This window comes from Streptomyces sp. NPDC041796 (assembly GCF_055590785.1).
The window spans coordinates 346,323-368,393 of record NZ_JBVJAH010000002.1 but is presented as its reverse complement, the minus strand read 5'-3'; the positions used below and the strand labels follow the sequence as shown (position 1 = coordinate 368,393).

Sequence of the window (22,071 nt, the reverse complement as noted above, 5' to 3'; positions counted from 1 at the left end):
GCGACCACCTCCGTCGCGTGGCCCGAAGGCCTGCCGCCGACACCGACACCGACACCGCTGCCGAGCCGCCCACGACGCCCGGTCCGTCGCCGGCGCCCCGCCCGTCGCGCCGGCCTTCCGGTCACGGCGGACGCCCCCCATCCGCCGAACCGGGCGGTCGCGCCCACGCCGTCCGGGCGTGACCCCGCAGGGGTGGGAGACGCCGCCGCCCGGCCGTTACGCCGTCGGAGTCGCGGCCGGTGACCGTACCGGCGCCGGCGCGCCGCGCAGCGAGGAGCGGCCCTGGTCCCAGGCGGTGAGGACGCCGTCCTCCCAGCGCTCGTCCAGCCAGACCGTCGCGCGGACACCGAAGGCCACGTCGGCGGCCAGACCGGGCTCGCGGGCCAGCAGGTCGCCCAGGACGTCCCGGCGCATCACCTGTTCATGGACCGCGTCCGCCTCGATGTGCTCCGTGAAGAACCGGACGCACCGCTCCTCGGCCCCCAGCCGTTCCAGCGCCTTCGCCATCCGCCGGGCGCCCGGCGGGGACGTGATCTCCAGGACCGCGAAGTTCCCCGCCGCCGCGCCCCGCAAGGACCGGTGCAGCCCGAACAGCGACATCACGTTCACCGTGGCGAGCGTCGCCGCCGGGGCGAGATTTAGGTAGCGGCCGTACGAGGGGTCCAGCCCCGCCCCGTCCATGAGCTCGGCGAACAGTCGCGCGTGGACCCGCTCGCCGCGCCCCGCGCCGAACTCGTCGTAGGCGACCGCCACCAGTGACGCCTTCGCCTGCCCCTCCAGGCGCGGGATCAGCCACGCCTGCGGATCGGACTCCTTGAGCTGGTACAACGAGCGGTGCACCAGGTACTCCCGCATCAGCTCCCAGGTGCCGTCCTCCATCAGCCGGTGCGACACCCCGCGCCCGTCGACCGGCTCGACCAGCAGCGGGTCCAGCGCCCCGGCCACGTCGTCGTCGCCGGACACCGCCTCGCGCAGGGCGCCCAGGAACGCCTCCTCCATGGGCCTGCGCAGCCCGAGCAGTGCGGGGTCCCACTCCCGCTCGTCGGCCACGCCCTCCAAGGGCCGGTAGTGGGGCTCGTACGACAGGTACAGCGCGAGCTGGAGGTCCTCGCCCAGCGGATCCGCACCCGCCACGGTCACCTCCGGCGCCGTCCCGCCGCGCAGGACGCGCAGGACGGCCGCCGACAGCGGCCCCCGTTCCTCCGGCAGGGGAGCCGGGTGCGGGGAAACGGCCACCGTCATTCGTTCTCCTCCACGTCCATCTGCTCCAGGGGCCGCACCGCCGGCCCCTGCACCACCTTGCCGTCCACGTCGAACCGCGAACCGTGGCACGGGCACTCCCAGGCGCACTCCTCGTCGTTGAAGTGGACGATGCACCCCAGGTGCGTGCAGCGGGCCGACACCGCGTGCAGCGCGCCCGCCGTGTCCCGGTGGACCGCCAGACGCCGTCCCCCGACCCGTACCACGGCGCCGCCGCCCCGGGGGATGTCGGCCGTCGAGTCGGCGTGCGCGCCCGGCAGCCGGTCGCCGATGAAGTGCTTGCCCACCTGCGCCTGGAGCCGCAGCATCGCCGGTGCCTCCCGTACCGGGTGGAGCCGGACCGGGTCGTACAGGCTCGTCCAGGCGGGCTCGCGGCCGCGGATGCGCGAGGCGATCAGGTCGCCCGCCATCACGCCGTTGCTCATGCCCCACCCGGCGAACCCGGTCGCCACGTACACGTGCCGCGACCCGGCGTGCAGCCGGCCCACGTACGGCACCCGGTCCGTCGTCACGTTGTCCTGCGTCGCCCAGCGATGGGTGAGCTCCACACCGGCGAACCGCTCCCGCGCCCAGGAGGCGAGTTTCCCGTAGTGCTCCCCGACCTCGCCCTCGTCGACCGTGCCGGGCATGAACTTCTCGCCCGTGACGATCAGCATCCGCCGCCCGTCCTCGCCGTACGGCGCCGTCCTGACCGACCGTGTGTTGTTCTCCCACGTCAGGAACATCCCGCCGGGGTCCTGCCCGGCGGGGAGGGGCCCGGCCACCACCAGTTCCCGTTTCGGCTCCAGCCGGGTGAACAGCAGCGCCCGGTCGAAGACCGGGTAGTGGGTGGCGACGACGACCTCACGCGCCTTGATGGTGTGCCCGGTGCTCGTCGTCAGTTCGCACGGTGAACCCTCCTGGAGCCGCGTCACCCGCGTCCGCTCGAAGATCCGCCCGCCCAGCACCTCCAGGTCGGCCGCGAGGCCCAGCAGGTACTTGCGGGGGTGGAACTGCGCCTGGTTCTCGACCTTCACCGCGCCCACCACCGGGAACGGCAGCGGTACGTCGGTCTCGTAGGACGCGGCCAGCCCCGCCGCCCGTGCCGCCTCCGCCTCCTCGCGCAGCTGGTCCGCCTTGTCCGGATCCTCGGTGTACGTGTAGGCGGGCAGCCGCTCCAGGTCGCAGTCGATGCCCAGCTCCTCGCTCACCTCGGCCACATGGTCGATCGCGATCTGCTGCGAATGGGCGTACAGCCGGGCGGCCCTGGCACCGTGGATCCTGGCGATGTCCGCGTACACCATGCCGTGCAGCGCCGACAGCTTCGCGGTGGTGTGGCCGGTGACGCCCGACGCGATGCGGTCGGCCTCCAGGAGCACCACCGGATGCCCGGCACGGGCCACCTCCCACGCCGTACAGAGCCCGGCGATGCCCCCGCCCACCACGGCCACCTCCGTCTCGACGGGACCGTCCACGGCCGGACGGGCCGGCCCGGGCGCGTACTCCATCCACAGAGAACCGGAACCGGACTCAAAGGTCATCGCTCACTCCTTACACAGCCGTCACCAGCGTTTCGCCGGGAAAGTCCGAGGTACCCGCTGTGCATGCGTCTACTCAGACCGCGCGGTGTGTACGCGCCCCAGGAGGACACGGAACTGCTCGCCCAGGCGGCGCGCAGCGAACTGCGCGCACTGCGCGGCCGGCCCGGCGTCGAGGTGCTCGACGTGGGCACGGGAACCGGCGCGCTGGCCCTGATGGCCGCCGAATGCCCGGGCGCACGCGTGACCGCCGTGGACATCTCCTGGCGTGCCGTACTCGCCGCGCGCTACAACGCATGGCGACTCGGGCTTCCCGTGGTCGTCCGCCACGGCGACCTGACCACACCGGTCGAGGGCCAACGGTTCGACCTGATCCTGTCCAACCCGCCCTACGTCCTGTCCCCGGCCCCCGTCCGCCGCGGGGAGGACCGGACCTGGAACGCCGGCACGGACGGACGTCAGGTCATCGACCGGCTCTGCGGAAGGGCACCCGGCCTGTTGCGGGACTCGGGGGTCCTGCTGCTGGTGCAGTCGGCGCTGTCCGGGGTGGACACCACGCTGGACAAGCTGCAGGAGGGTGGTCTTTCGGCACACGTCGAGCTGCGCACCACCATCCCTTTCGGACCGGTGATGGCCCGGCACGCCCAGTGGCTCGAAGAGCGTGGGCTGATCGGACCGGACGAGCGCAAGGAAGACCTGGTGGTGATACGTGCGCAGCGAGCCTGAACCCGCCCGCGAACTGCCCGCGTCAGGCGACGCGGAACGGGTGGTGATCGACCCGGAGGGGCCGCTCCTGATGGAGGGACCCGTCGAGATCCGGTTGCCGGACGGTACGACGGCGTACTCCGACCGCTTCATGGTCGCGGTGTGCACCTGCCGCCGCAGCCGCCGCTACCCCTGGTGCGACACCAGCCACCGGCGCCGGAACCGCCGGGAGGATTGAAAGACGCCCGGCTGCGCACTCGTACGACATGACCCACCCCAACCCCAACCCCGACCCGGACCCTGATCCGGACCGCACCCCGGGTCTCGACGCCGGTGGCGGCGTCCCGCCGGGCGAAACGCCGCCCGCGGAATCGAGCATGTCCGGGGCCGGGCCGAGGGAGACGCACAACCCGCCGACCGGCTGGGCCAAGGCGCCGATGGTGCTGATCCTGCTGGTCGTCGTTCTCGTGGCGGCGCTGTTCGTCGCGATGGCAATCATGATCGCACTCTGAAGGGAGCTCAAGGCATGACGACCGCACGGCAGCTGATGACCAAGGGCGTCGACTGCGTCGGCGAGGGCGACACCGTCCTCCAGGCCGCCGAGATGATGAAGCAGCTCGGGGTCGGCGCGATGCCGATCTGCGGCTCCGACGACAAGCTCAAGGGCATGCTGACCGACCGCGACATCGTGGTGAAGGCGCTCGGCGCGGGCAAGGACCCGGCGAAGACGACGGCCGGTGAGCTGGCGCAGGGAGAGGTCGTCTACGTGAACGCGGACGACGATGCGCAGATGGTGCTGCGCAAGATGTCCGAGCACAAGGTGCGGCGGCTTCCGGTGATCGACGACCACCGCCTGGTCGGCATGATCGCCCAGGCCGACGTCGCCCGCGCGCTTCCCGACCCGCAGGTCGGCGACCTCCTGCAGGCCCTCTCCACCGACTGACCCCGCCCGCGCGGAAGACACCCACGCACAGCACCGCCCCGCGAAGGTTCGCGGGGCGGTGGCGTGCGAGCGCGGAGCTCCGACCGAGGGGCGGCGGTGGGGTGCGCGTGCCGCGCGCCGAGGCGCCGCCGAGCGTGCGGGGTGGAGCCCGGCGCCCCGGCACTGGCGCTCGTCTGCCACCTGCCCCGGCGTGCCGGGCTCGGGATCCGCCGGCTCCCGGTCACCCCCGGGCGCCGTGTCAGGTGCCGCGTTCACCCTTCGGACCGCGGCCGCGCTCCGTCCTGGGGCCCCGCGAGCGGAGACCCTCGTCGTCCTGCAGGGTCGCGTTCGCCTCCTTGTTCGCGTCCTGGTCGGACACGCCCCGGTTCTCCTCGTCCTTGCGGGTGCGGGCCCGCCGGACGTCGTACTTCTTGCTGCCTGGCTCGGGCATGTGCGATCACCTCCGACCCCGCCGGGTACCCGCCGCGGCCACCGAGAACCCCGGCACGGGCCTTCCGGATTACTGGAACGCGTTCTACTCTGTGCCGCGCCGAAGGGACTGGCCGCGACGCCTGGAGGGGCCGTGCACCTCGAATACACACCGGAACAGCACCGGTTGCGCGCCGAACTGCGCGCCTACTTCGCCGAGCTCGTACCGGAAGGCGCCCACCCGGGCGACGCCGACCCGACCGCCCGCAAGCGGTTCTACCGCGCCACGATCCGCCGCCTGGGCGCCGACGGCTGGCTCGGCGTGGGCTGGCCCGAGGAGTACGGCGGACGCGGGCTCACGCCCATGGAACAGTTCATCTTCTTCGACGAGGCCGCCCAGGCGGGCGTACCGCTCCCGCTCATGGCCCTCAACACCGTGGGCCCGACGATCATGCAGTTCGGCACCGAGGAGCAGAAGGCGTACTTCCTGCCCCGCATCCTCTCCGGCGAGATCGACTTCGCCATCGGCTACAGCGAGCCCGACGCGGGCACCGACCTCGCCGCGCTCAGGACGAAGGCCGTCCGCGAGGGCGACGAGTACGTCGTCGACGGACAGAAGATCTGGACCACCAACGGCGACACCGCCGACTGGGTGTGGCTCGCCGTCCGCACGGACCCGCAGGCCCCGCCCCACAAAGGCATCACGATGCTCCTCGTCCCGACCACGGACCCCGGCTACTCCTGCACCCTCATCAACACCCTCGCCGGACACGACACCACCGCGAGCTACTACGAGGACGTCCGTGTCCCCGTCTCCCACCGCATCGGCGAGGAGAACCAGGGCTGGCGCCTGATCACCAACCAGCTCAACCACGAGCGCGTCACCCTCGCCGCCCACGGCACCATGGCCATCCGTGCCCTGCACGACGTGCAGCGCTGGGCCGCCGGCACCGAACTGGCCGACGGCCGCCGCGTCATCGACCTCGGCTGGGTCAGGCAGCGCCTCGCCCGCACCCACACGAGGCTCGACGCGATGAAACTCCTCAACTGGCGGATGGTCACCGCCCTCCAGCACGGCACCCTCACCCCCCAGGACGCCTCCGCCGTCAAGGTGTACGGCTCCGAGGCCCGCCGCGACGCCTACGCCTGGCTGATGGAAGTGGTCGGCTCGGCCGCCCCCCTGAAGGAGGGATCGGCCGGCTCCGTCCTCCACGGCGACCTGGAGCGCGGCTACCGCTCCGCCGTGATCTTCACCTTCGGCGGCGGCAACAACGAGATCCAGCGCGAGATCATCTCCTGGATCGGCCTGGGCATGCCCCGGGTACGGCGATGACGTCGCGACGACAGACAGTGGTGGGAGCTCCCGGCGTCTCGCCCTGGTCATCCACCGCTTCGCACCGGCTGCCCCTTCACTGGGCACAGGAGCGTAAGAACCGTCGAGACGAGTGACAGCGCGGCAAGGACGGCGAAGAGATGCGCGTAGCCCCCCAGGGGACCGGCGAGGGCGGCGCCTGCCCATGGGGCGAGGGCCGCGGCGATGTGGGCGGGGGCGCTCAGGAGACCCGAGAGGCGGCCGTAGTGCGTGGTGCCCCAGCGGTCGGTCACGGCGGTGGCCTGGAGGAGGGTGAGGTTGCCACGGACGATTCCCGCCAGGACCGAGAGGACGACCAGCAGGGGCATCGGGCCCGGGACGAGGGCCAGAGCGGCTGTCGTCGCGCCGCCGAGGGCGATGAGGGTGGCCGTGCGGGTCGTGACGGACGTGCGGGCCGACAGGCCGGCGTACAGGGTGCGCCCGAGGGTCTGGCCCGCCCCGCCGAGTCCCAGTGCCCAGGCGGCCGTTGACGCGCCGGCGCCTCGCTCGGTGAGGAGTGGGACGAGACCGATGACCACCGCGTACATGGCGAAGCTGGAGAGGGTGAAGGCCGAGGCCAGGAGAAGGAAGGGGCGGCTCCGGGGGATCGGGGTGCGGTCCGTCGTGGGTGGCTGGGGTGGGGCGGCAGGCCACGGGGCACGCAACGCCAGGGCGTGTGCGGGGATGGTGACGGCCGCGAGGATGCCGGCGAGGACCGCGTACGTCTGCCTCCAGCTCAGGTGTTCGGCGAGCACGGCGGTCAGCGGGGCGAAGACGGTGGAGGCCAGTCCGCCCGCGAGGGTGACGATGGTCAGGGCGCGGATGCGGTCGGGGCCCCACCAGCGGGTGAGGGCGGCGAAGGCGGGCGGGTAGAAGGTGGCCGCCATCGCGATGCCCGCCAGCATCCAGCCGAGGAAGAAGACGGGCAGGCCGGGGGCGGCCGCGATCAGCAGGAGTGCGAGCACGCCGATGACCGAGCCGGCGGTCATGACCGCGCGGGGGCCGCGACGATCGAGGATGCGGCCGACCGGGATCCCCACTACGCCGGAGACGAGAAGGGCCATGGAGAACGCGCCCGTTGCCGCGCCGGAGGACCAGCCGGTGTCGGCGGTCAGGCGTGAGAGCAGGACGGGGAACGCGTAGTAGACGATGCCCCAGCTCGTGATCTGGGTGGCGCACAGGGCGGGCAGCGCGGCGCGCGGCCGCGACCGGACCCCCGTCCCGATCGCGGCCGCGCCGCTGTGAAGGTTCGTCACCGCGCCGGTCAGCAGCCGCCGGAGGAGACGGGGGCGCCGATGGTGAGGGTGGCGGGTGCCGCGCAGCAGCCTCCGCCGGTCGCCTCGGCGGCCTCGGGCTCGTCGAAGAGGCCGGCACCACCGCAGACTCCCGTCTCGGGGAGGGTGAGCTCGACCCGCTCGGCGGCCTCCATGTCGCCGGCGAGGGCGGCGGCGATGGAGCGGACCTGCTCGTAGCCGGTCATGGCCAGGAAGGTCGGGGCGCGGCCGTAGGACTTCATCCCGACGAGGTAGACGTCCTTCTCCGGGTGCGAGAGCTCGTTGACGCCGTGCGGGTAGACGGTTCCGCAGGAGTGCTGGTTGGGGTCGATCAGCGGGGCCAGCTCGGTGGGAGCCTGGAGTCGCTCGTCGAGGCCGAGGCGGAGCTCGTCGAGGAAGGTGAGGTCGGGGCGGAAGCCGGTGAGGACGATGACCTCGTCGACGGGGTCGAGGCGGCGGCCATCCTCCGCGACGAGGACGAGCTGGTCGTCGGACCTCTCCACGGCGGTGGTGCGGAAGCCGGTGACGGCGTCGGCGTAGCCGTTGTCGACGGCGGCCTTGGCGGCCAGGCCGAGGGCTCCGCGGGCGGGCAGTTGGTCGGCTTCGCCGCCCCCGAAGGTGGAGCCGCTGATACCGCGCCGCAGGATCCAGGTGGTGTGCGTACCCGCCTCGTCCCTCGCCAGGTCGGCGAGGAGGGCGAGGGCGGTGAACGCGGAGGCGCCGGAGCCGATGACCGCGGTTCGCCTGCTGGTGTACCGGGCGCGGACGACCGGGTCCCTCAGGTCCGGGACGCGGTACGAGATCCGGTCGGCCGCGGAGCGCTCACCGAGGGCGGGCAGGCCGTCCCCACCGATGGGGCCGGGGGTGGACCAGGTGCCGGAGGCGTCGATGACGGCGCGGGCGGTGAGCCGTTCCTCGCCGCCGTCGGCGTGGGTGATGTGGACGGTGAAGGGCTGGGTCTCGCGGTCGGCGTCCACGACCCGGTCGCGGCCGAGGCGGGAGACGCCGGTGACGCGGGCGCCGAGGCGGACGCGCTCGCCCAGGACGGCGGCCAGCGGCTGCAGGTACCGCTCCGCCCATTCGCCGCCGGTCGGGTAGGTGGCCTCCTGCGGCTTCACCCAGCCGGTGGGGGCCAGGAGCTTCTCCGCGGCCGGGTCGACGACCTCGCCCCAGGCGGAGAACAGCCGTACGTGGCTCCACTCCCGCACGGCACTGCCGGCGACCGGACCGGCCTCCAGGACCAGGGGCTCGATGCCCTGGTCGACGAGGTGTGCGGCGGCGGCCAGGCCGACGGGGCCCGCTCCGATGACAACGACGGGCAGCTCGGTGGTGGCAGGCGCGTTCACGGTCGACTCCTCGGTGTTTCGACATCTGTCGATGGCTTGCGCAGCCAGCATGGCATCTGATTCGATGTGCGTCAACATAGACATCCATCGAATCGGTAGATCGTTCCATGGGGTACGTCGACGCCGAGCGGGTCGCGCGCCGTGCCGCCCCGGTCTCCGTCGGTGAGGCGCCCCTGGCTGGCTGGTTCGACATGTGTCAACATAGACGCATGTCGAATGTGAACGTGCTGCCGCTGCTGGAGCCCGAAGGCGTGGTGCCCTGCTGCCCGCCGCTCACCGAGCGCCCGCTGACCGCGGACGAGGCCGAGCGCACCGCCGCGATGTTCAAGGCCCTGGGCGATCCCGTGCGCCTGCGGCTCTTCTCCGCGGTCGCCTCGCACGAGGGCGGCGAGGCGTGCGTCTGCGACATCTCCGATGTGGGGGTCTCCCAGCCGACCGTCTCCCATCACCTGAAGAAGCTCAAGGAAGCCGGACTGCTCTCCTCCGAGCGGCGCGGCACCTGGGTGTACTACCGGGTCGAACCGGCGGTCCTCGCGGCCATGGGCCAGCTCCTGACCCGCGCCGCCGGCGCGTAGGTCACGCCCCGAACGCCCGCCGGCTCCCCCCCACGGGCGCGTACCAGCGGATCGCGACCGGCAACCCGCTGCACTGCAACCGACCGGCAACCCGCTGCGCTGCGACCCCTCCCGTATCCGTCGGCAACTCCCGCCCCGGCACATGCTCCACGCCGTGTCCAGACTGGGACCCGACACCCGCCCGGCCCCGTACAAACTCCACAGACAGGCCGCCATACTGGACGGGCCGGGGAGGGCGTAGCGGGGGCGACGGGCAGTTCGACGGGCTGTACGGGGACTCGACGGGGGCGATGGCACGCGATGGGGGACACCAGGCTGCTCCAAGGGCGCTACCGGCTCGAGGAGGTGATCGGACGCGGCGGCATGGGCGAGGTGTGGCGCGCCACCGACGAATCGCTCGGCCGCCGGGTGGCGGTCAAGTGCCTCAAGCCACTGGGACCGCAACACGACCGGAACTTCGTCACCGTGCTGCGCGAGCGGTTCCGCCGCGAGGCGCGCGTCGCGGCCGCGCTCCAGCATCGCGGCATCACCGTCGTCCACGACTTCGGTGAGTCCGACGGCCTGCTCTACCTCGTCATGGAACTCCTCGACGGCCGCAACCTCAGCCAGCTCCTGGAGGACAACAAGCAGCATCCGCTGCCCGTCCAGGACGTCGTCGACATCGCCGAACAGGTCGCCGACGCCCTCGCCCACACCCACCGGCAGGGCATCGTGCACCGGGACCTCAAGCCCGCCAACATCATGCGGCTGGCCGACGGCACGGTGAAGATCTGCGACTTCGGCATCGCCCGCCTCGGTGCCGACATCGGCTTCACCGCCCGCCTCACCGGCACCGGAATCGCCATGGGCACCCCGCACTACATGTCGCCCGAGCAGATCAGCGGCGGCCACGTCGACCACCGCAGCGACCTGTACTCGCTGGGCTGCGTCCTGTACGAGATCGCCACCGGCGTACCGCCGTTCGACCTGGGCGACGCCTGGGCCATCCTGGTGGGCCACCGCGACACTCCGCCCGAGCCGCTGCGCAACCACCGGGCCGAACTCCCCGAGTTCTTCGAGCGGGCCGTCCTCGACCTGCTCGCCAAGACCCCCGACGCCCGCCCCGCCGACGCCGCCGACCTCCGCCGCCGTATCGCCTCCGCCCGCCCCACCACCGCCGCGGTGCTCCACGCCCCCTTCCCCCTCGCACCCGCGTACCCGCGCTCCCCCCACCTGCCGTCCTGGACCCGGGGCATGACCACCGGCCACAAGGCCGTCGGTACCGCCCTGCTGCACGCCGCCCCGCCGCCCGACCCGGCGGCCGGCCTCACCGGCGAGTGGACCACCTCCACCGAATCGCGCGGCACCGCACTCCCCGCGCCCCCCTCGCCGGCAGCGGCACCGGCACCGGCACCGCCCCGTCCCCACCGCCCCACGCCACCGCCCGAGGCGCTCGCCCAGTTGGCGGGCCGGCACAGCACGGGCCTCAGCCTCGGCCGGCTCGGTCGCTGGGAGGAGGCGGGCGAGGTGCACCGCGCGGTCGCCGCCGAACGGGAACACGCCCTGGGCCCCGACCATCCCGACACGCTCACCAGCCGGTACGAGGTCGGCTTCACGCTCAGCAGGACCGGCCGCGACGCCGACGCCCTGCGCGAGTTCGGCCGCGTCGCCGAGGGCCGGGCCCGGACACTCGGCCCGGACCACCCCGACACCCTCACCGCCCGCCAGGAAATGGCGTACGTCCTGGGCCGGCTCGGGCGCCACTTCGAGGCCCACCAGGTGTACACCTCCGTCCTCGACGCCCGCACCCGCACCATGGGCGCCGACCACCCCGACACGCTGCGGTGCCGCCACAACCTGGCGTTCAACCTCGGCAGGCTGGGGCGCCTGGAGGAGTCGTACCGGATGGCGCACGACGTGGCCGCCGCCCGCGCCCGCCTGCTGGGGCCCGAACACCCCGACACCCTGGTCACCCGGTACGAAGTGGCGTACACACTCGGCCAGCTCGGGCACTGGACCGAGGCGCTGAGCACCTACCGGGAGGTCGCCGCGGCACGCGCCCACGCCCTCGGCCCGGACCACCCCGACACGCTCGCCGCCCGCTACGAGGTGGGGATAAGCCTCGGCAGGCTGGGCCGCAGCCACGAGGCGCTGGAGCTGTACCGCGACCTCGTCGACGTCCGCACCCGGGCGGACGGCGCCGACCACCCGGAGACGCTGCGGGCCCGGCACGGCCTGGGGGTCAACCTCGGCCGCCTGGGCCGCTGGCAGGAGGCGCTCGCCGAGGCCCGTGACGTGTGGGCGATCCGCGAGCGGGTGCTGGGCCCCGACCACCCCGACACACTGGTGAGCTGCCGGGAGGTCGCCGTGGGACTCGGCTGGCAGGGCCGCTGGGACGAGGCGCTCTCCGTGTACCAACGCGTCGCCCGGGCCCGGGACAGGGTCCTCGGCGCCACCCACCCGGACGCCCTGACCAGCCGCAACGACGAGGCACACTGTCTGCAGCAGCTGGGCCGGCAGACCGAGGCCGTCGAACTGTACCGGCGGGTCGCCGAACTGCGCCGCCTGCGCGGCGGCCCCTAGCCCGTTACGCGGACACACGGATGGGCGCCACCGGGGCGCCCATCCGTGTGCCTCTTGTGGTCAGCCGACGTCCCAGCAGGTGTGGTCGAAGTGCTTGACCTTGACGTCGCCGGCCTTCACGTGGCCGCCCGACCCCCAGCAGCCTTCCACGTCCGAGTGGGCGGCGGCGGGGGCCGCGGCCATGAAGCCGACCGCGAGCAGACCGGCCAGAACGAGCGAGATGCGCCGAAGCATGAGTTTCTCCTTCGAGTTGGGGACTCGACACGACTGTTCATCAGCTGCCGCCCCACCGCACGCCGAGTCGCGCGGGCGGGTGGTGGCCCCTCGCCCGGTCATCAGGTGCCGCAGCCGCCCGCGGAGCCGCCTTCGGCAGGCGGCTGCGGCACTCCCACACACCGGGCACGGAGGAGTAACCGGACCCGATGGGCCGCTCCTGCCCGGGCCGGCCGGCCGCATACTGCGCCGATCGGGTGATGCCCCGGAAGGTCGCTCCAAGCGCGGAACAGCGGCCCGAGCGACTCCGGTGGAGTCGCCGAGCCGCTGCTCCGGCGCCACGGGGGCGGGGTGAGGCGGGTCAGGTCCGGGTCGGCGGATCCTGGTTGGGGTCGCTGCCGAACTGGTCCTTCAGCCTGTCCTGCCCGGTGTCGACCTGGCCGCTGTGCTTCCCCTGGGTCCTCTTGTCGACGTAGTCACCGCCCCGGTCGACTCCCTTGTCGGCCTGGCCCTCGTGGCCCTTGAGCATCTGCTTGAGCTTGTCCATCACGGACATAGGGTCGTCCTCCTCGCCGAGTGACCCCCCGCCCTCAGTTTCGCCCGTCCGTGCGAAACCCGCATCCGCGACGCCCCCCGCCCCCTCAGTCCGCCGACGCGGTCCACCCCTGCGCCTCGATGCGGGCCCCGTCCGCGGGCCGTGCCTCGTCGAAGAGGGTGCGGGAGCCGTCCTGCACCCGGACGGCGTCCACGTACACTCCGCGGCCGACGTACAGCCGGTCCGTCGAGTACCGCCAGCGCAGCCGCACTGGAGTGCCCCGCCACGCGGACAGGTCCGCCTCCATCCGGTGCCAGACCCGGCCGGACCACCCGCTGACCGACCCCGCGGGGTGCGGCCGGGGTTCCTGCCCGGGACGTGTGGTCACGAACGGCACCGGCCGCCACGTGGCGCCCGCGTCGCCGGACGCCTCCAGGACCAGGGCGTCCGGGCCGGGCTCGGTGTCCCACCACAGCGAGCAGCGCAGCCTCGGGCGCGGTGAGGCGGGTGTCAGCTCCGGCAGGGTGAGCGTCGCCGCCGCACTCGACGCCATCCCCGCGTACCAGGCGGTGCGGCCACGGGCCGGGCGTACGGGAACGGCGCGTGCCAAGTGGTTCGCGGCGGCCACGCGCGGCGCCGAGCCGGAGCGCCAACCGCGTACCGGGTGGACCGAGTTGCCGAGGACGACCAGGAAGGAGTCGGTGGTGGGGTCCACGACCAGGCTCGTGCCGGTGAAACCGGTGTGGCCCGCCGTGTACGGGGTGGCCATGGCACCCATGTACCAGTGCTGGTAGAGCTCGAAGCCCAGACCGTGCTCGTCCCCGGGGAAGGAGGTGTTGAAGTCGGTGAACATCAGCTCCACCGACTTCGGCTCCAGGATGCGGGAGTGCCCGTAGACGCCGCCGTTCAGCAGCGTACGGGCGAGGACCGCGAGGTCCCAGGCGCACGAGAAGACGCCGGCGTGACCGGCGACGCCGCCGAAGCCGTACGCGTTCTCGTCGTGGACCTCGCCCCACACCAGTCCTCGGTCGAGACCGGACCAGGGCGCACGGGCGTCCTCCGTGGCGGCGATCTTCGGCCGCCAGGACGCGGGCGGGTTGAAACGCGTACGGTGCATCCCGAGCGGAGCGGTGATCTCGTTCCGGAGCAGGGCGTCCAGAGAGTGACCGGTGATCTCTTCCAGGATCAGTTGCAGCGAGATCAGATTGAGGTCCGAGTAGAGGTAGCGGCTGCCCGGCGGGTGCACCGGGGCCTCCTGCCACAACAGCCGCAGCTTTCCCTCCCGGGTCGGCTCCTTGTACAGCGGGATCCAGGAGCGGAAACCCGAGGTGTGCGTGAGGAGCTGACGCACCGTGATGTCCTGCTTGCCCCCGCCCCCGAACTCCGGCAGGTACGCCGTGACCTTCTCCTCCAGCTCCAGCGCCCCGCGCTCGATCTGCTGAACGGCCAGGACGGACGTGAAGAGCTTGGAGACCGACGCCAGGTCGAACACCGTGTCGTCGGCCATCGCGATCCGCCGCTCCGGCGGCAACTCCACGCCCGTGTCGGTCTTCTCGTCGTACGCCGCATAGCGCACCGCGTACCCGATCGCCCGGTGCAGCGCCACCGTCGCGCCGCGCCCCGCCAGCAACACCGCCCCCGCGTACCACGGGTGCTTGGGGGAGGGCTCCAGGAACCGCTCGGCGTCGGTGACCAGCCGGTCCAGGTGCTCGGGCAGTAACCCGGCACGCTCCGCGGAGCCCAGCCGCAGTGTCGGCCGGCCGCCTCCCGCCGTACGGCCGGCATCAGCCGCCGCGGCCCCTGCCCCCGGAATCGAACCGATCACCAACGCACCTCCCAGGGCCAGCACCCCGCCGCCGAACCGGCGGCGGTTCATCCCCTCCGTCATGCCCATCATGCTCCCTCCCCGGTGTCGCTCCGGAAGCCCCGGACGCGCCCCCGGCAGCCCGCCGAAGCGCCCTCGGAATCGCTCCGGAACCGCCCGCTGTCGCCCCGCAGCCGCCCAGGAATCGCTCCGGACCCCTCCGCGTTCGCCCAGCAACCGTCCCGGATCCGCTCCGGACCCGTCCGCGTTCGCCCAGCAACCGTCCCGGAAGCGCTCCCGAAGCGCCTGAAAAGCCCTGAAGCTCCCCACGTCCTGAAAAAATCCTTCGGCACCGCCCGCACCACGTGAAACTTTCTTACCACCGCCCCGTGGCGTCAAGAACCGGCCACCAGGAAAGAATCTGACGCATCATCAGAAAATCTCTTCCCTCGTCCGCCTCGCTGCGGCATCCTGCCGCCCATGAGGACGGAGCTGAGCAAGAGACTGGGTGTCGAGCACGCCATCTTCGGCTTCACACCCTTCCCCGCCGTGGCGGCCGCCATCACCAGGGCGGGCGGGTTCGGCGTACTCGGCGCCGTCCGCTACACCGCCCCCGACGACCTGGCCCGCGACCTCGACTGGATGCAGGAGCACACCGAAGGCCTGCCGTACGGCCTCGACGTCGTCATGCCGGCCAAGAAGGTGGAGGGGGTGAGCGAGGCCGACGTCGAGGCGATGATTCCCGACACGCACCGGCGTTTCGTCGCCGAAACCCTCGCCAAGCACGGCGTACCCGAACTGTCCGAAGGCGAAGCCTCCGGCTGGCGCATCACCGGCTGGATGGAACAGGTCGCCCGCGGCCAGCTCGACGTCGCCTTCGACTACCCCATCGCCCTCCTCGCCAACGCGCTCGGCTCCCCGCCCCCCGACGTCGTCGACCGCGCACACCGGCAGGGCGTCCTCGTCGCCGCCCTCGCCGGCAGCGCCAAGCACGCCCGGCGCCACGCGGACGCGGGCATCGACATCGTGGTCGCCCAGGGATACGAGGCCGGCGGCCACACCGGCGAGATCGCGTCCATGGTCCTCACCCCCGAGGTCGTCGACGCCGTCGACCCGCTGCCCGTCCTCGCCGCCGGGGGCATCGGCAGCGGCGAGCAGATCGCCGCCGGGCTCGCCCTCGGCGCCCAGGGCGTCTGGCTCGGCTCGATCTGGCTCACCACCACCGAGGCCGACCTCCACTCGCGCGCCCTCACCGCCAAGCTCCTGGCCGCCGGCTCGGGCGACACCGTCCGCTCCCGGGCCCTGACCGGCAAACCCGCACGTCAGCTCCGCACCGGGTGGACCGACGCCTGGGACGACCCGGACGGCCCCGGGCCCCTGCCCATGCCGCTCCAGGGCCTGCTGGTCGCCGAAGCCGTCTCCCGTATCCAGAAGTACGAGGTGGAGCCGCTGCTCGGCACACCCGTCGGGCAGATCGTCGGCCGGATGACGTCCGAGCGCGGCGTACAGGAAGTCTTCGACGACCTCACTCGCGGCTTCGAACGGGCCGTCGAGCGCCTCAACCGCCTCAACCGCGTCGCGAACCACGAGGAGCCGTCATGACCGACCGGCCCAACGGCTTCTGGGCCCAGGCCACCGCCGACCCCGCCCGTACCGTCCTGACCGCCCCCGACGGCGAGGAGTGGACCGCCGGCCGGCTGCACACCGCGGCCAACCGGCTCGTCCACGGACTGCGGGCGGCCGGCCTGCGGACCGGCGACGCCTTCGCCGTCGTCCTGCCCAACGGGGCGGAGTTCCTCACCGCCTACCTCGCAGCGTCCCAGGCGGGCTTCTACCTGGTTCCCGTCAACCACCACCTCGTCGGCCCCGAGATCGCCTGGATCGTCTCCGACTCCGGAGCCAAGGTGCTCATCGCGCACGAACGGTTCGCCGAAGCCGCCCGGTCCGCAGCCGACGAGGCGCGGCTGCCGGCGAGCCACCGGTACGCCGTGGGCGGCGGCGTCGAGACGTTCCGCCCCTACGCCGAACTCCTCTCCGCGCAGCCCGGCTCGCCACCCGACGACCGCACCCTCGGCTGGGTGATGAACTACACCTCCGGCACCACCGGCCGCCCGCGGGGCATACGCCGCCCCCTGCCCGGGAGGCCCCCGGAGGAGGCGTACCTCGGAGGCTTCCTCGGCATCTTCGGCATCAAGCCGTTCGACGGGAACGTCCACCTGGTCTGCTCGCCGCTGTACCACACCGCCGTCCTGCAATTCGCGGGCGCCGCCCTGCACATCGGCCACCCCCTCGTGGTCATGGACAAGTGGGCGCCCGAGGAGATGCTGCGCCTCATCGACGCCCACCGGTGCACCCACACCCATATGGTGCCCACCCAGTTCCACCGCCTCCTCGCCCTCCCCGACGAGGTGAGGGCCCGGTACGACGTGACGTCGATGCGCCACGCGATCCACGGGGCGGCCCCCTGCCCCGACCACGTCAAGCGGGCGATGATCGACTGGTGGGGCACCTGCGTCGAGGAGTACTACGCGGCCAGCGAGGGCGGCGGCGCGTTCGCCACCGCGGAGGACTGGCTGAAGAAGCCCGGTACGGTCGGCAAGGCCTGGCCCATCAGCGAGCTCGCCGTCTTCGACGACGACGGCAACCGCCTCCCGGCCGGCGAACTGGGCACCGTCTACATGAGGATGACGACCGGCGGCTTCAGCTACCACAAGGACGAGGACAAGACCCGCAGGAACCGCATCGGCGACTACTTCACCGTCGGCGACCTCGGCCACCTCGACGAGGACGGTTACCTCTTCCTCCGCGACCGCAAGATCGACATGATCATCTCGGGCGGCGTCAACATCTACCCCGCCGAGATCGAGGCCGTCCTGCTCACCCACCCCGCCGTCGCCGACGCCGCCGCGTTCGGCATTCCTCACGCCGACTGGGGCGAGGAGGTCAAGGCGGTCGTCGAACCCGCCGACGGCCACACCCCCGACGACGCCCTGGCCGCCGGGATCCTCGCCCACTGCGCCGAACGCCTCGCGGGCTACAAACGCCCCAAGAGCCTCGACTTCATCACCACGATGCCCCGCGACCCCAACGGCAAGCTTTACAAACGCCGCCTCCGCGAGCCGTACTGGGAGGGCCACCAGCGGCCCCTCTGACCGATGTGGCGGGGTGCCGGCGCACCCGTTTCGGTGCCCACACCGCGCGGCGCGCCGCCCGCTCTGGCAGCGTGGCGGCATGAGCACCGGCAGGGGCGCGGGCACCGACGGGCACACCGGCACGGACACCGGCGCGCGCGGCAACGGCACACGCGGCGGCGGGGCGCGGCTCACCCACCAGTGGAGCACCTGGGTGCCGGTGGTCGCCGTGCTCGTCCTGGGCATCGGATGGGGGCGCGACCTGCCGGGACCGGTCGTGGCCGTCGTCGGGCTGTGCCTGATCGGCTCGGTCCTGTCGGCCGTGCACCATGCCGAGGTCGTCGCCCACCGCGTCGGTGAGCCATTGGGGTCACTCGTGCTCGCCGTCGCCGTGACGGTCATCGAGGTCGGACTCATCGTCATGCTGATGGCCGGTGGCGGCGACAAGGCGTCCACCTACGCCCGGGACACCGTCTTCGCCGCCGTCATGATCACCTGCAACGGCATCGTCGGCCTGTCCCTCCTCGTCGCCGCCCTCCGCAGACACGTCGCGGTGTTCAACGCCGAGGGCTCCGGCGGCGCACTCGCCACCGTCATCACCCTCGCCGCCATGACGCTGGTACTGCCCAGCTTCACCACCAGCCGGCCGGGCCCCGAGTTCACCGGGGTGCAGCTCGCCTTCGCCGCCGTCGCCTCACTCTGCCTGTACGGGCTCTTCGTCGCCGTACAGACCGTCCGCCACCGCGACTACTTCCTCCCCGTCGCCCACGACGGCGACACGACCGGTGGCGAGGCGACCGGCGGCGACGACGTGCACGCCCCGCCGCCCGGCCTCCGGGAGACCTGGTGGAGCCTCGGCCTCCTGGTCCTGGCCCTCGTCGCCGTCGTCGGCAACGCCAAGCTCGTCTCACCGGCCATCGAGGACGGTGTGGAGTCGGCCGGCCTGCCCAAGGCGGTCGTCGGGGTCGTCATCGCCCTGATGGTGCTGCTCCCGGAGACCCTGGCAGCCGTCAGGGCCGCCCGCCGCGACCGCGTACAGACCAGCCTCAACCTCGCGTACGGCTCCGCCATCGCCAGCATCGGGCTGACCGTCCCGGCGATCGCGCTGGCCTCCGTCTGGCTGTCCGGGCCCCTGGTGCTGGGCCTGGGCCCGCTGCACCTGGCGCTGCTGACGCTCACCGCCGTGGTGAGCGCCCTGACCCTGGTGCCCGGACGCGCCACCCTCCTCCAGGGCGGCGTGCACCTGGCGCTGTTCGCCGCCTTCGTGTTCCTCTCGTTCAGTCCCTGAGCCCCTGAGCCCCCGCGGACCCGGCGGGGGTCCGCGTCACCCCCGGGTGATACGCGCGCACTCGGCGACCACCTCGCGCAGACTCCCCGTCCGCCGCAACAACTCCCGCTGGACCCGGGCACCATTGCCGGTCTTCAGCAGACCGGCGAGCGCCTCCTGCGCGGGCACCACGTCACCACTGTCCTCCAGCGCGTCCCTGACGTGGTCGAACAGCGCCCGCACCACCGCCTCGGCCGGCGCGGGCCGCATCGTCACCGGGTGGACGAGCCGGTCCTCCAGCCCCGAACGGGCCGCCCGCCAGGCAGCCAGCCGCAGCAGCGCCACACCGTGCCGCGCCGGCGGCTCACCGTCGCGCCACTGCCGCGCCGCCGTCTCCACCAGAGCGCGCACCAGCGTGGCCAGCAGGACCGTGGTGGACGCGTCGAGACAGACGTCCGCCACCCGGATCTCCACCGTCGGGTACGAGTGGGACAGCCGGGCGTCGAAGTAGACCATCCCCTCGTCCCGCAGCACCCCGCTCGCCACCATGTCGGCGACCTGCTCGTGGTAACGGTCGGCGGAACCGAAGATCTCCACTGGGCCGGCCGACGGCCAGCGCCCCCACACGCGGTTGCGGTAGCTGGCGTACCCGCTCTCCTCGCCCTGCCAGAACGGCGAGTTGGTACTCATGGCCAGCAACACCGGAAGCCACGGCCGGATCCGGTCCAGGACCGCCACGCCCTCCTCGTCCGACTCGACCGACACGTGCACGTGACAGCCGCACGTCAACTGCTCCTGCGCGGTGAGGCCGAAGTGCTCCTTCAGCCACTGGTGGCGTTCACCGTTCCCGATGGTGGGGGACACCGGGAGCGGTGAGGTCGCCAGGGCGGCGACCGTCGCGTTCAGCCCCTCGGCGTGCCGCGCCGCCTCCGCCCGGCACCGCCGGATCTCCTCACCCAGGTCGCCCATGACGGTCTGCGGGCGGGTGGCGAACTCCAACTGCTGCCGTTGCAGTTCGCTCTCGAAGACCTCCTCGTCGGCCTCGGGGTCCCGCGCCGCGGCGGCCAGGACGGCCGTCGACAAGGCCCTCGGTTCCCCGGTCCGGCTGTCCACCAGGAGCAGCTCCTCCTCGACACCCACACTGCGCATGACCTGCCTGCCTTTCTTACGTGAATGCCGGTCGCTTGCCCTGGATCCGGTCCCTCACGCATCGACCGCCGGGCGCCGCTCCCCCGCACGGGTGTGCGGGGGAGCGCGGACGGGGCATACGGGCAGAACAAGATCGTCCGCCTACGAGAGACGAGAAGGGAGCCCGCGGATGGCGATACCCGCCCGCAGGCCACGCACCGACCGTCCCACCCGCCCGGTCGCCCGCCGCGCGGGCTTCAGCCTGCGCGAGACCACGCTCGGCTTCGGGCTGGTCGCCATCGTCCTCTTCGGTACGGGGGCCATGGCCCGCGCGGCCGTCGGTGACTCCGCCGACGTGCCCGCCGCCGCACTGGCCGTGGCGGGCACCCTGGCGGTGGCCCTCACTCTGGTACGCGCCGCCCGCCGCCGCCGCGCCCCGGCCGCTCCGCCCGCGGAGCCTCCCGTGTACGTGGACTACGCGGCCCTGGACGCGGACGCCTTCGAACAGGCCGTCGCGGACCTCTGCGCACGGGACGGCTGCCTGGACGTCGAGGTCGTCGGCGGCGCGGGGGACCTGGGCGCGGACGTGGTGGCCACAGCGCCGGACGGGCGGCGTGTCGTCGTCCAGTGCAAGGCGTACGGGCCGGACAACAAGGTCGGCTCCCAGGACGTCCAGCGTTTCGGCGGCACCTGCTTCGCCGTGCACGACGCCCATGTCGCGGTCGTCGTGACCACGAGCGAGTTCACCGAACCGGCCGCCCAGTACGCCGCCCAGTGCGGCATCCTCTGCGTCGACCGGCGGAGCCTCGACGCCTGGACGGACGGCACCGGCCCGGCCCCCTGGGCACAGGTGCCCCTCCAGGAGGCGGGCTGCTGAGGGCGCGCCGCACCATCTGCGGGGCCGGGGGCCGGGGGCCGGAGGCCGGGGCCCGGGGCTCAGACGGCGGTGCCGGACTCGCCGTCGACCAGTTCGAACGACAGGTGCGGCGACAGCGACCGCAGGAACCCGGCCGCGTCGAAGAGCTCCCCCGCCGTGGCGACCCCGGTCCTGGTGGCCTGTCCGGCGAGGACGCGGCTGACCGCTTCCACGGCGAGGGGAGCGCTGATCGCGTAGATGTCCCGGCCGCGCGCCACGGCCCGGCGCCGGTCGGCACCGGAGCGTACGACGACATCGACGAGGAAGGTCTGGTCGGAGCGCCCCCGCTCGTCGACCGGCACCGGCGGTGCGGCATCCTGCGCCAGCAGGTCCTTGACGGCCTCGACCGTCATGCACGTGTGGACCGTCTTCGTGTCGAGGTGGCGGGGGATGGTCACACTGTCCGCGGTGGTGAACTCCTCCAGCACCGCCCGCTCGCCGACCGGTGCCGGGAAGGACCACCGGCCGGTAGGTGCCTGGTCGGTACGCAACTCCAAACGGCCGTTCACGAAGACCAGGCGCTGATTGCCGCGCCGTCGCCGCGAGACCTGGCCCGACTTCAGCGTCCCGGCCGTGGGGTGCCAACTGCTCAGCGCATACGCCAGGAACACCTCGTCGGCCTGTGACCACCCGCCGGCCGCCGCGGTGACCAGCAGGTCGCCGAGCCCGCCGTAGAACGCCACCGCCGGTACGGCGACGATCCCGGCATCCCGGGCCCGCTCGTCGAACCGCGCGAACGTGTCTGCCACCGCCTCCACTTCGGCCGCGACGTCGACGTAGGCGATCCGTGCCCGCAGCGCCGCCTCCATCACGGGCGCCGTCGTCGTGGCGAAGGGACCGGCGCAGTTGATCACGGCCGCCGTCCCGGACAGTGCGGCATCGAGCGAGCCCGCGTCGTCCACCGAGGCCACCCGAACCGCCAGACCGGGGAACGACGCCCCGAGCGCGCTCAGTTTGCCGGCGTCCCGCCCGCAGAGGACGGGGGTGAGACCCCGCTCCAGCAACTCCGCCACCACGAACCGGCCGGTGTGCCCGTAGGCACCGAAGACCGCCACCTGCGTCGTACCCATCAGAATCCCTCTGTTCCGTGCGACTGATCGACTGAGGCAATCCTGGCCGGGCCCGCCTTCACGCCG

The 22,071-nt window shown here is 72.8% G+C and carries 21 protein-coding genes; 11 read left to right on the top strand and 10 right to left on the bottom strand.

The window, feature by feature from the left end; genetic code table 11:
• Positions 1-216: 216 nt before the first annotated feature.
• On the bottom strand, positions 217-1,242 hold the full coding sequence (locus ACZ6C1_RS05060; RefSeq protein ID WP_469237778.1) for an iron-containing redox enzyme family protein: 1,026 nt from the start codon (positions 1,240-1,242) through the stop codon (positions 217-219).
• Positions 1,239-2,780: an FAD-dependent oxidoreductase gene (locus ACZ6C1_RS05055; protein WP_469237776.1), complete on the bottom strand. Its 1,542-nt coding sequence runs from the start codon at positions 2,778-2,780 to the stop codon at positions 1,239-1,241. The genes ACZ6C1_RS05060 and ACZ6C1_RS05055 overlap by 4 nt, the downstream gene beginning before the upstream one ends.
• Positions 2,781-2,843: 63 nt before the next feature.
• Here ACZ6C1_RS05055 and ACZ6C1_RS05050 point away from each other — a divergent pair, with 63 nt between their 5' ends.
• The 4 genes from ACZ6C1_RS05050 to ACZ6C1_RS05035 are packed head-to-tail and all read left to right on the top strand — an operon-like array spanning position 2,844 to position 4,425.
• Positions 2,844-3,503, top strand: a complete 660-nt coding sequence (locus ACZ6C1_RS05050; RefSeq protein ID WP_469237774.1) for a HemK2/MTQ2 family protein methyltransferase — start codon at positions 2,844-2,846, stop codon at positions 3,501-3,503.
• The gene (locus ACZ6C1_RS05045; protein ID WP_469237772.1) at positions 3,487-3,720 is read left to right on the top strand and encodes a CDGSH iron-sulfur domain-containing protein; all 234 of its coding nucleotides are present in this window, start codon (positions 3,487-3,489) and stop codon (positions 3,718-3,720) included. The genes ACZ6C1_RS05050 and ACZ6C1_RS05045 overlap by 17 nt, the downstream gene beginning before the upstream one ends.
• 28 nt (positions 3,721-3,748) lie before the next feature.
• The gene (locus ACZ6C1_RS05040) at positions 3,749-3,994 is read left to right on the top strand and encodes a DUF6480 family protein (RefSeq protein WP_469237770.1); all 246 of its coding nucleotides are present in this window, start codon (positions 3,749-3,751) and stop codon (positions 3,992-3,994) included.
• A gap of 14 nt (positions 3,995-4,008) precedes the next feature.
• Positions 4,009-4,425, top strand: a complete 417-nt coding sequence (locus ACZ6C1_RS05035; RefSeq protein ID WP_469237768.1) for a CBS domain-containing protein — start codon at positions 4,009-4,011, stop codon at positions 4,423-4,425.
• A 238-nt stretch (positions 4,426-4,663) separates the two neighbouring features.
• On the opposite strand, the gene ACZ6C1_RS05030 is transcribed toward ACZ6C1_RS05035, so the two are convergent.
• Positions 4,664-4,855 carry a hypothetical protein gene (locus ACZ6C1_RS05030; RefSeq protein ID WP_469237766.1) on the bottom strand — a complete coding sequence of 64 codons (192 nt, stop codon included), beginning with the start codon at positions 4,853-4,855 and terminating at the stop codon, positions 4,664-4,666.
• 132 nt (positions 4,856-4,987) lie between these two features.
• Between ACZ6C1_RS05030 and ACZ6C1_RS05025 the strand changes: the two genes are divergently transcribed.
• Positions 4,988-6,166: an acyl-CoA dehydrogenase family protein gene (locus ACZ6C1_RS05025; protein ID WP_469237764.1), complete on the top strand. Its 1,179-nt coding sequence runs from the start codon at positions 4,988-4,990 to the stop codon at positions 6,164-6,166.
• A gap of 47 nt (positions 6,167-6,213) precedes the next feature.
• Here the strand turns inward: ACZ6C1_RS05025 and ACZ6C1_RS05020 are convergent, their stop codons facing one another.
• On the bottom strand, positions 6,214-7,440 hold the full coding sequence (locus ACZ6C1_RS05020) for an MFS transporter (RefSeq protein WP_469237761.1): 1,227 nt from the start codon (positions 7,438-7,440) through the stop codon (positions 6,214-6,216).
• Positions 7,441-7,448: 8 nt separating this feature from the next.
• The gene (locus ACZ6C1_RS05015) at positions 7,449-8,804 is read right to left on the bottom strand and encodes an NAD(P)-binding domain-containing protein (protein ID WP_469237759.1); all 1,356 of its coding nucleotides are present in this window, start codon (positions 8,802-8,804) and stop codon (positions 7,449-7,451) included.
• Between the two features lie 209 nt (positions 8,805-9,013).
• On the opposite strand from ACZ6C1_RS05015, the gene ACZ6C1_RS05010 reads away from it, so the two are divergent.
• The gene (locus ACZ6C1_RS05010) at positions 9,014-9,379 is read left to right on the top strand and encodes an ArsR/SmtB family transcription factor (RefSeq protein WP_469237757.1); all 366 of its coding nucleotides are present in this window, start codon (positions 9,014-9,016) and stop codon (positions 9,377-9,379) included.
• A 300-nt stretch (positions 9,380-9,679) separates the two neighbouring features.
• Positions 9,680-11,941: a serine/threonine-protein kinase gene (locus ACZ6C1_RS05005; protein ID WP_469237754.1), complete on the top strand. Its 2,262-nt coding sequence runs from the start codon at positions 9,680-9,682 to the stop codon at positions 11,939-11,941.
• 60 nt (positions 11,942-12,001) lie between these two features.
• Here ACZ6C1_RS05005 and ACZ6C1_RS05000 read toward each other — a convergent pair whose 3' ends face one another.
• The 3 genes from ACZ6C1_RS05000 to ACZ6C1_RS04990 all read right to left on the bottom strand — a co-directional run bounded on the left by ACZ6C1_RS05000 (position 12,002) and on the right by ACZ6C1_RS04990 (position 14,577).
• Positions 12,002-12,175, bottom strand: coding sequence for a hypothetical protein (locus ACZ6C1_RS05000; protein ID WP_469237752.1), 174 nt, complete (start codon positions 12,173-12,175; stop codon positions 12,002-12,004).
• Positions 12,176-12,515: 340 nt separating this feature from the next.
• Positions 12,516-12,710 carry an antitoxin gene (locus tag ACZ6C1_RS04995; protein ID WP_469237751.1) on the bottom strand — a complete coding sequence of 65 codons (195 nt, stop codon included), beginning with the start codon at positions 12,708-12,710 and terminating at the stop codon, positions 12,516-12,518.
• Between the two features lie 85 nt (positions 12,711-12,795).
• Entirely contained in the window at positions 12,796-14,577 is a 1,782-nt protein-coding gene (locus ACZ6C1_RS04990) for a serine hydrolase domain-containing protein (protein ID WP_469237749.1), read from the bottom strand.
• Between the two features lie 396 nt (positions 14,578-14,973).
• Here ACZ6C1_RS04990 and ACZ6C1_RS04985 point away from each other — a divergent pair, with 396 nt between their 5' ends.
• The 3 genes from ACZ6C1_RS04985 (at position 14,974) to ACZ6C1_RS04975 (ending at position 18,912) form a co-directional block, all read left to right on the top strand.
• Positions 14,974-16,095 carry an NAD(P)H-dependent flavin oxidoreductase gene (locus ACZ6C1_RS04985; RefSeq protein WP_469237747.1) on the top strand — a complete coding sequence of 374 codons (1,122 nt, stop codon included), beginning with the start codon at positions 14,974-14,976 and terminating at the stop codon, positions 16,093-16,095.
• The gene (locus tag ACZ6C1_RS04980; RefSeq protein WP_469237745.1) at positions 16,092-17,645 is read left to right on the top strand and encodes an acyl-CoA synthetase; all 1,554 of its coding nucleotides are present in this window, start codon (positions 16,092-16,094) and stop codon (positions 17,643-17,645) included. The genes ACZ6C1_RS04985 and ACZ6C1_RS04980 overlap by 4 nt, the downstream gene beginning before the upstream one ends.
• 199 nt (positions 17,646-17,844) lie before the next feature.
• Positions 17,845-18,912, top strand: coding sequence for a calcium:cation antiporter (locus ACZ6C1_RS04975; protein WP_469238170.1), 1,068 nt, complete (start codon positions 17,845-17,847; stop codon positions 18,910-18,912).
• 36 nt (positions 18,913-18,948) lie between these two features.
• Here the strand turns inward: ACZ6C1_RS04975 and ACZ6C1_RS04970 are convergent, their stop codons facing one another.
• The gene (locus tag ACZ6C1_RS04970; RefSeq protein ID WP_469237743.1) at positions 18,949-20,040 is read right to left on the bottom strand and encodes a glutamate--cysteine ligase 2; all 1,092 of its coding nucleotides are present in this window, start codon (positions 20,038-20,040) and stop codon (positions 18,949-18,951) included.
• Positions 20,041-20,209: 169 nt separating this feature from the next.
• Here ACZ6C1_RS04970 and ACZ6C1_RS04965 point away from each other — a divergent pair, with 169 nt between their 5' ends.
• Positions 20,210-20,896: a restriction endonuclease gene (locus ACZ6C1_RS04965; RefSeq protein WP_469237741.1), complete on the top strand. Its 687-nt coding sequence runs from the start codon at positions 20,210-20,212 to the stop codon at positions 20,894-20,896.
• A 59-nt stretch (positions 20,897-20,955) separates the two neighbouring features.
• Here ACZ6C1_RS04965 and ACZ6C1_RS04960 read toward each other — a convergent pair whose 3' ends face one another.
• The gene (locus tag ACZ6C1_RS04960; RefSeq protein ID WP_469237739.1) at positions 20,956-22,005 is read right to left on the bottom strand and encodes a saccharopine dehydrogenase family protein; all 1,050 of its coding nucleotides are present in this window, start codon (positions 22,003-22,005) and stop codon (positions 20,956-20,958) included.
• Positions 22,006-22,071: the final 66 nt, after the last annotated feature.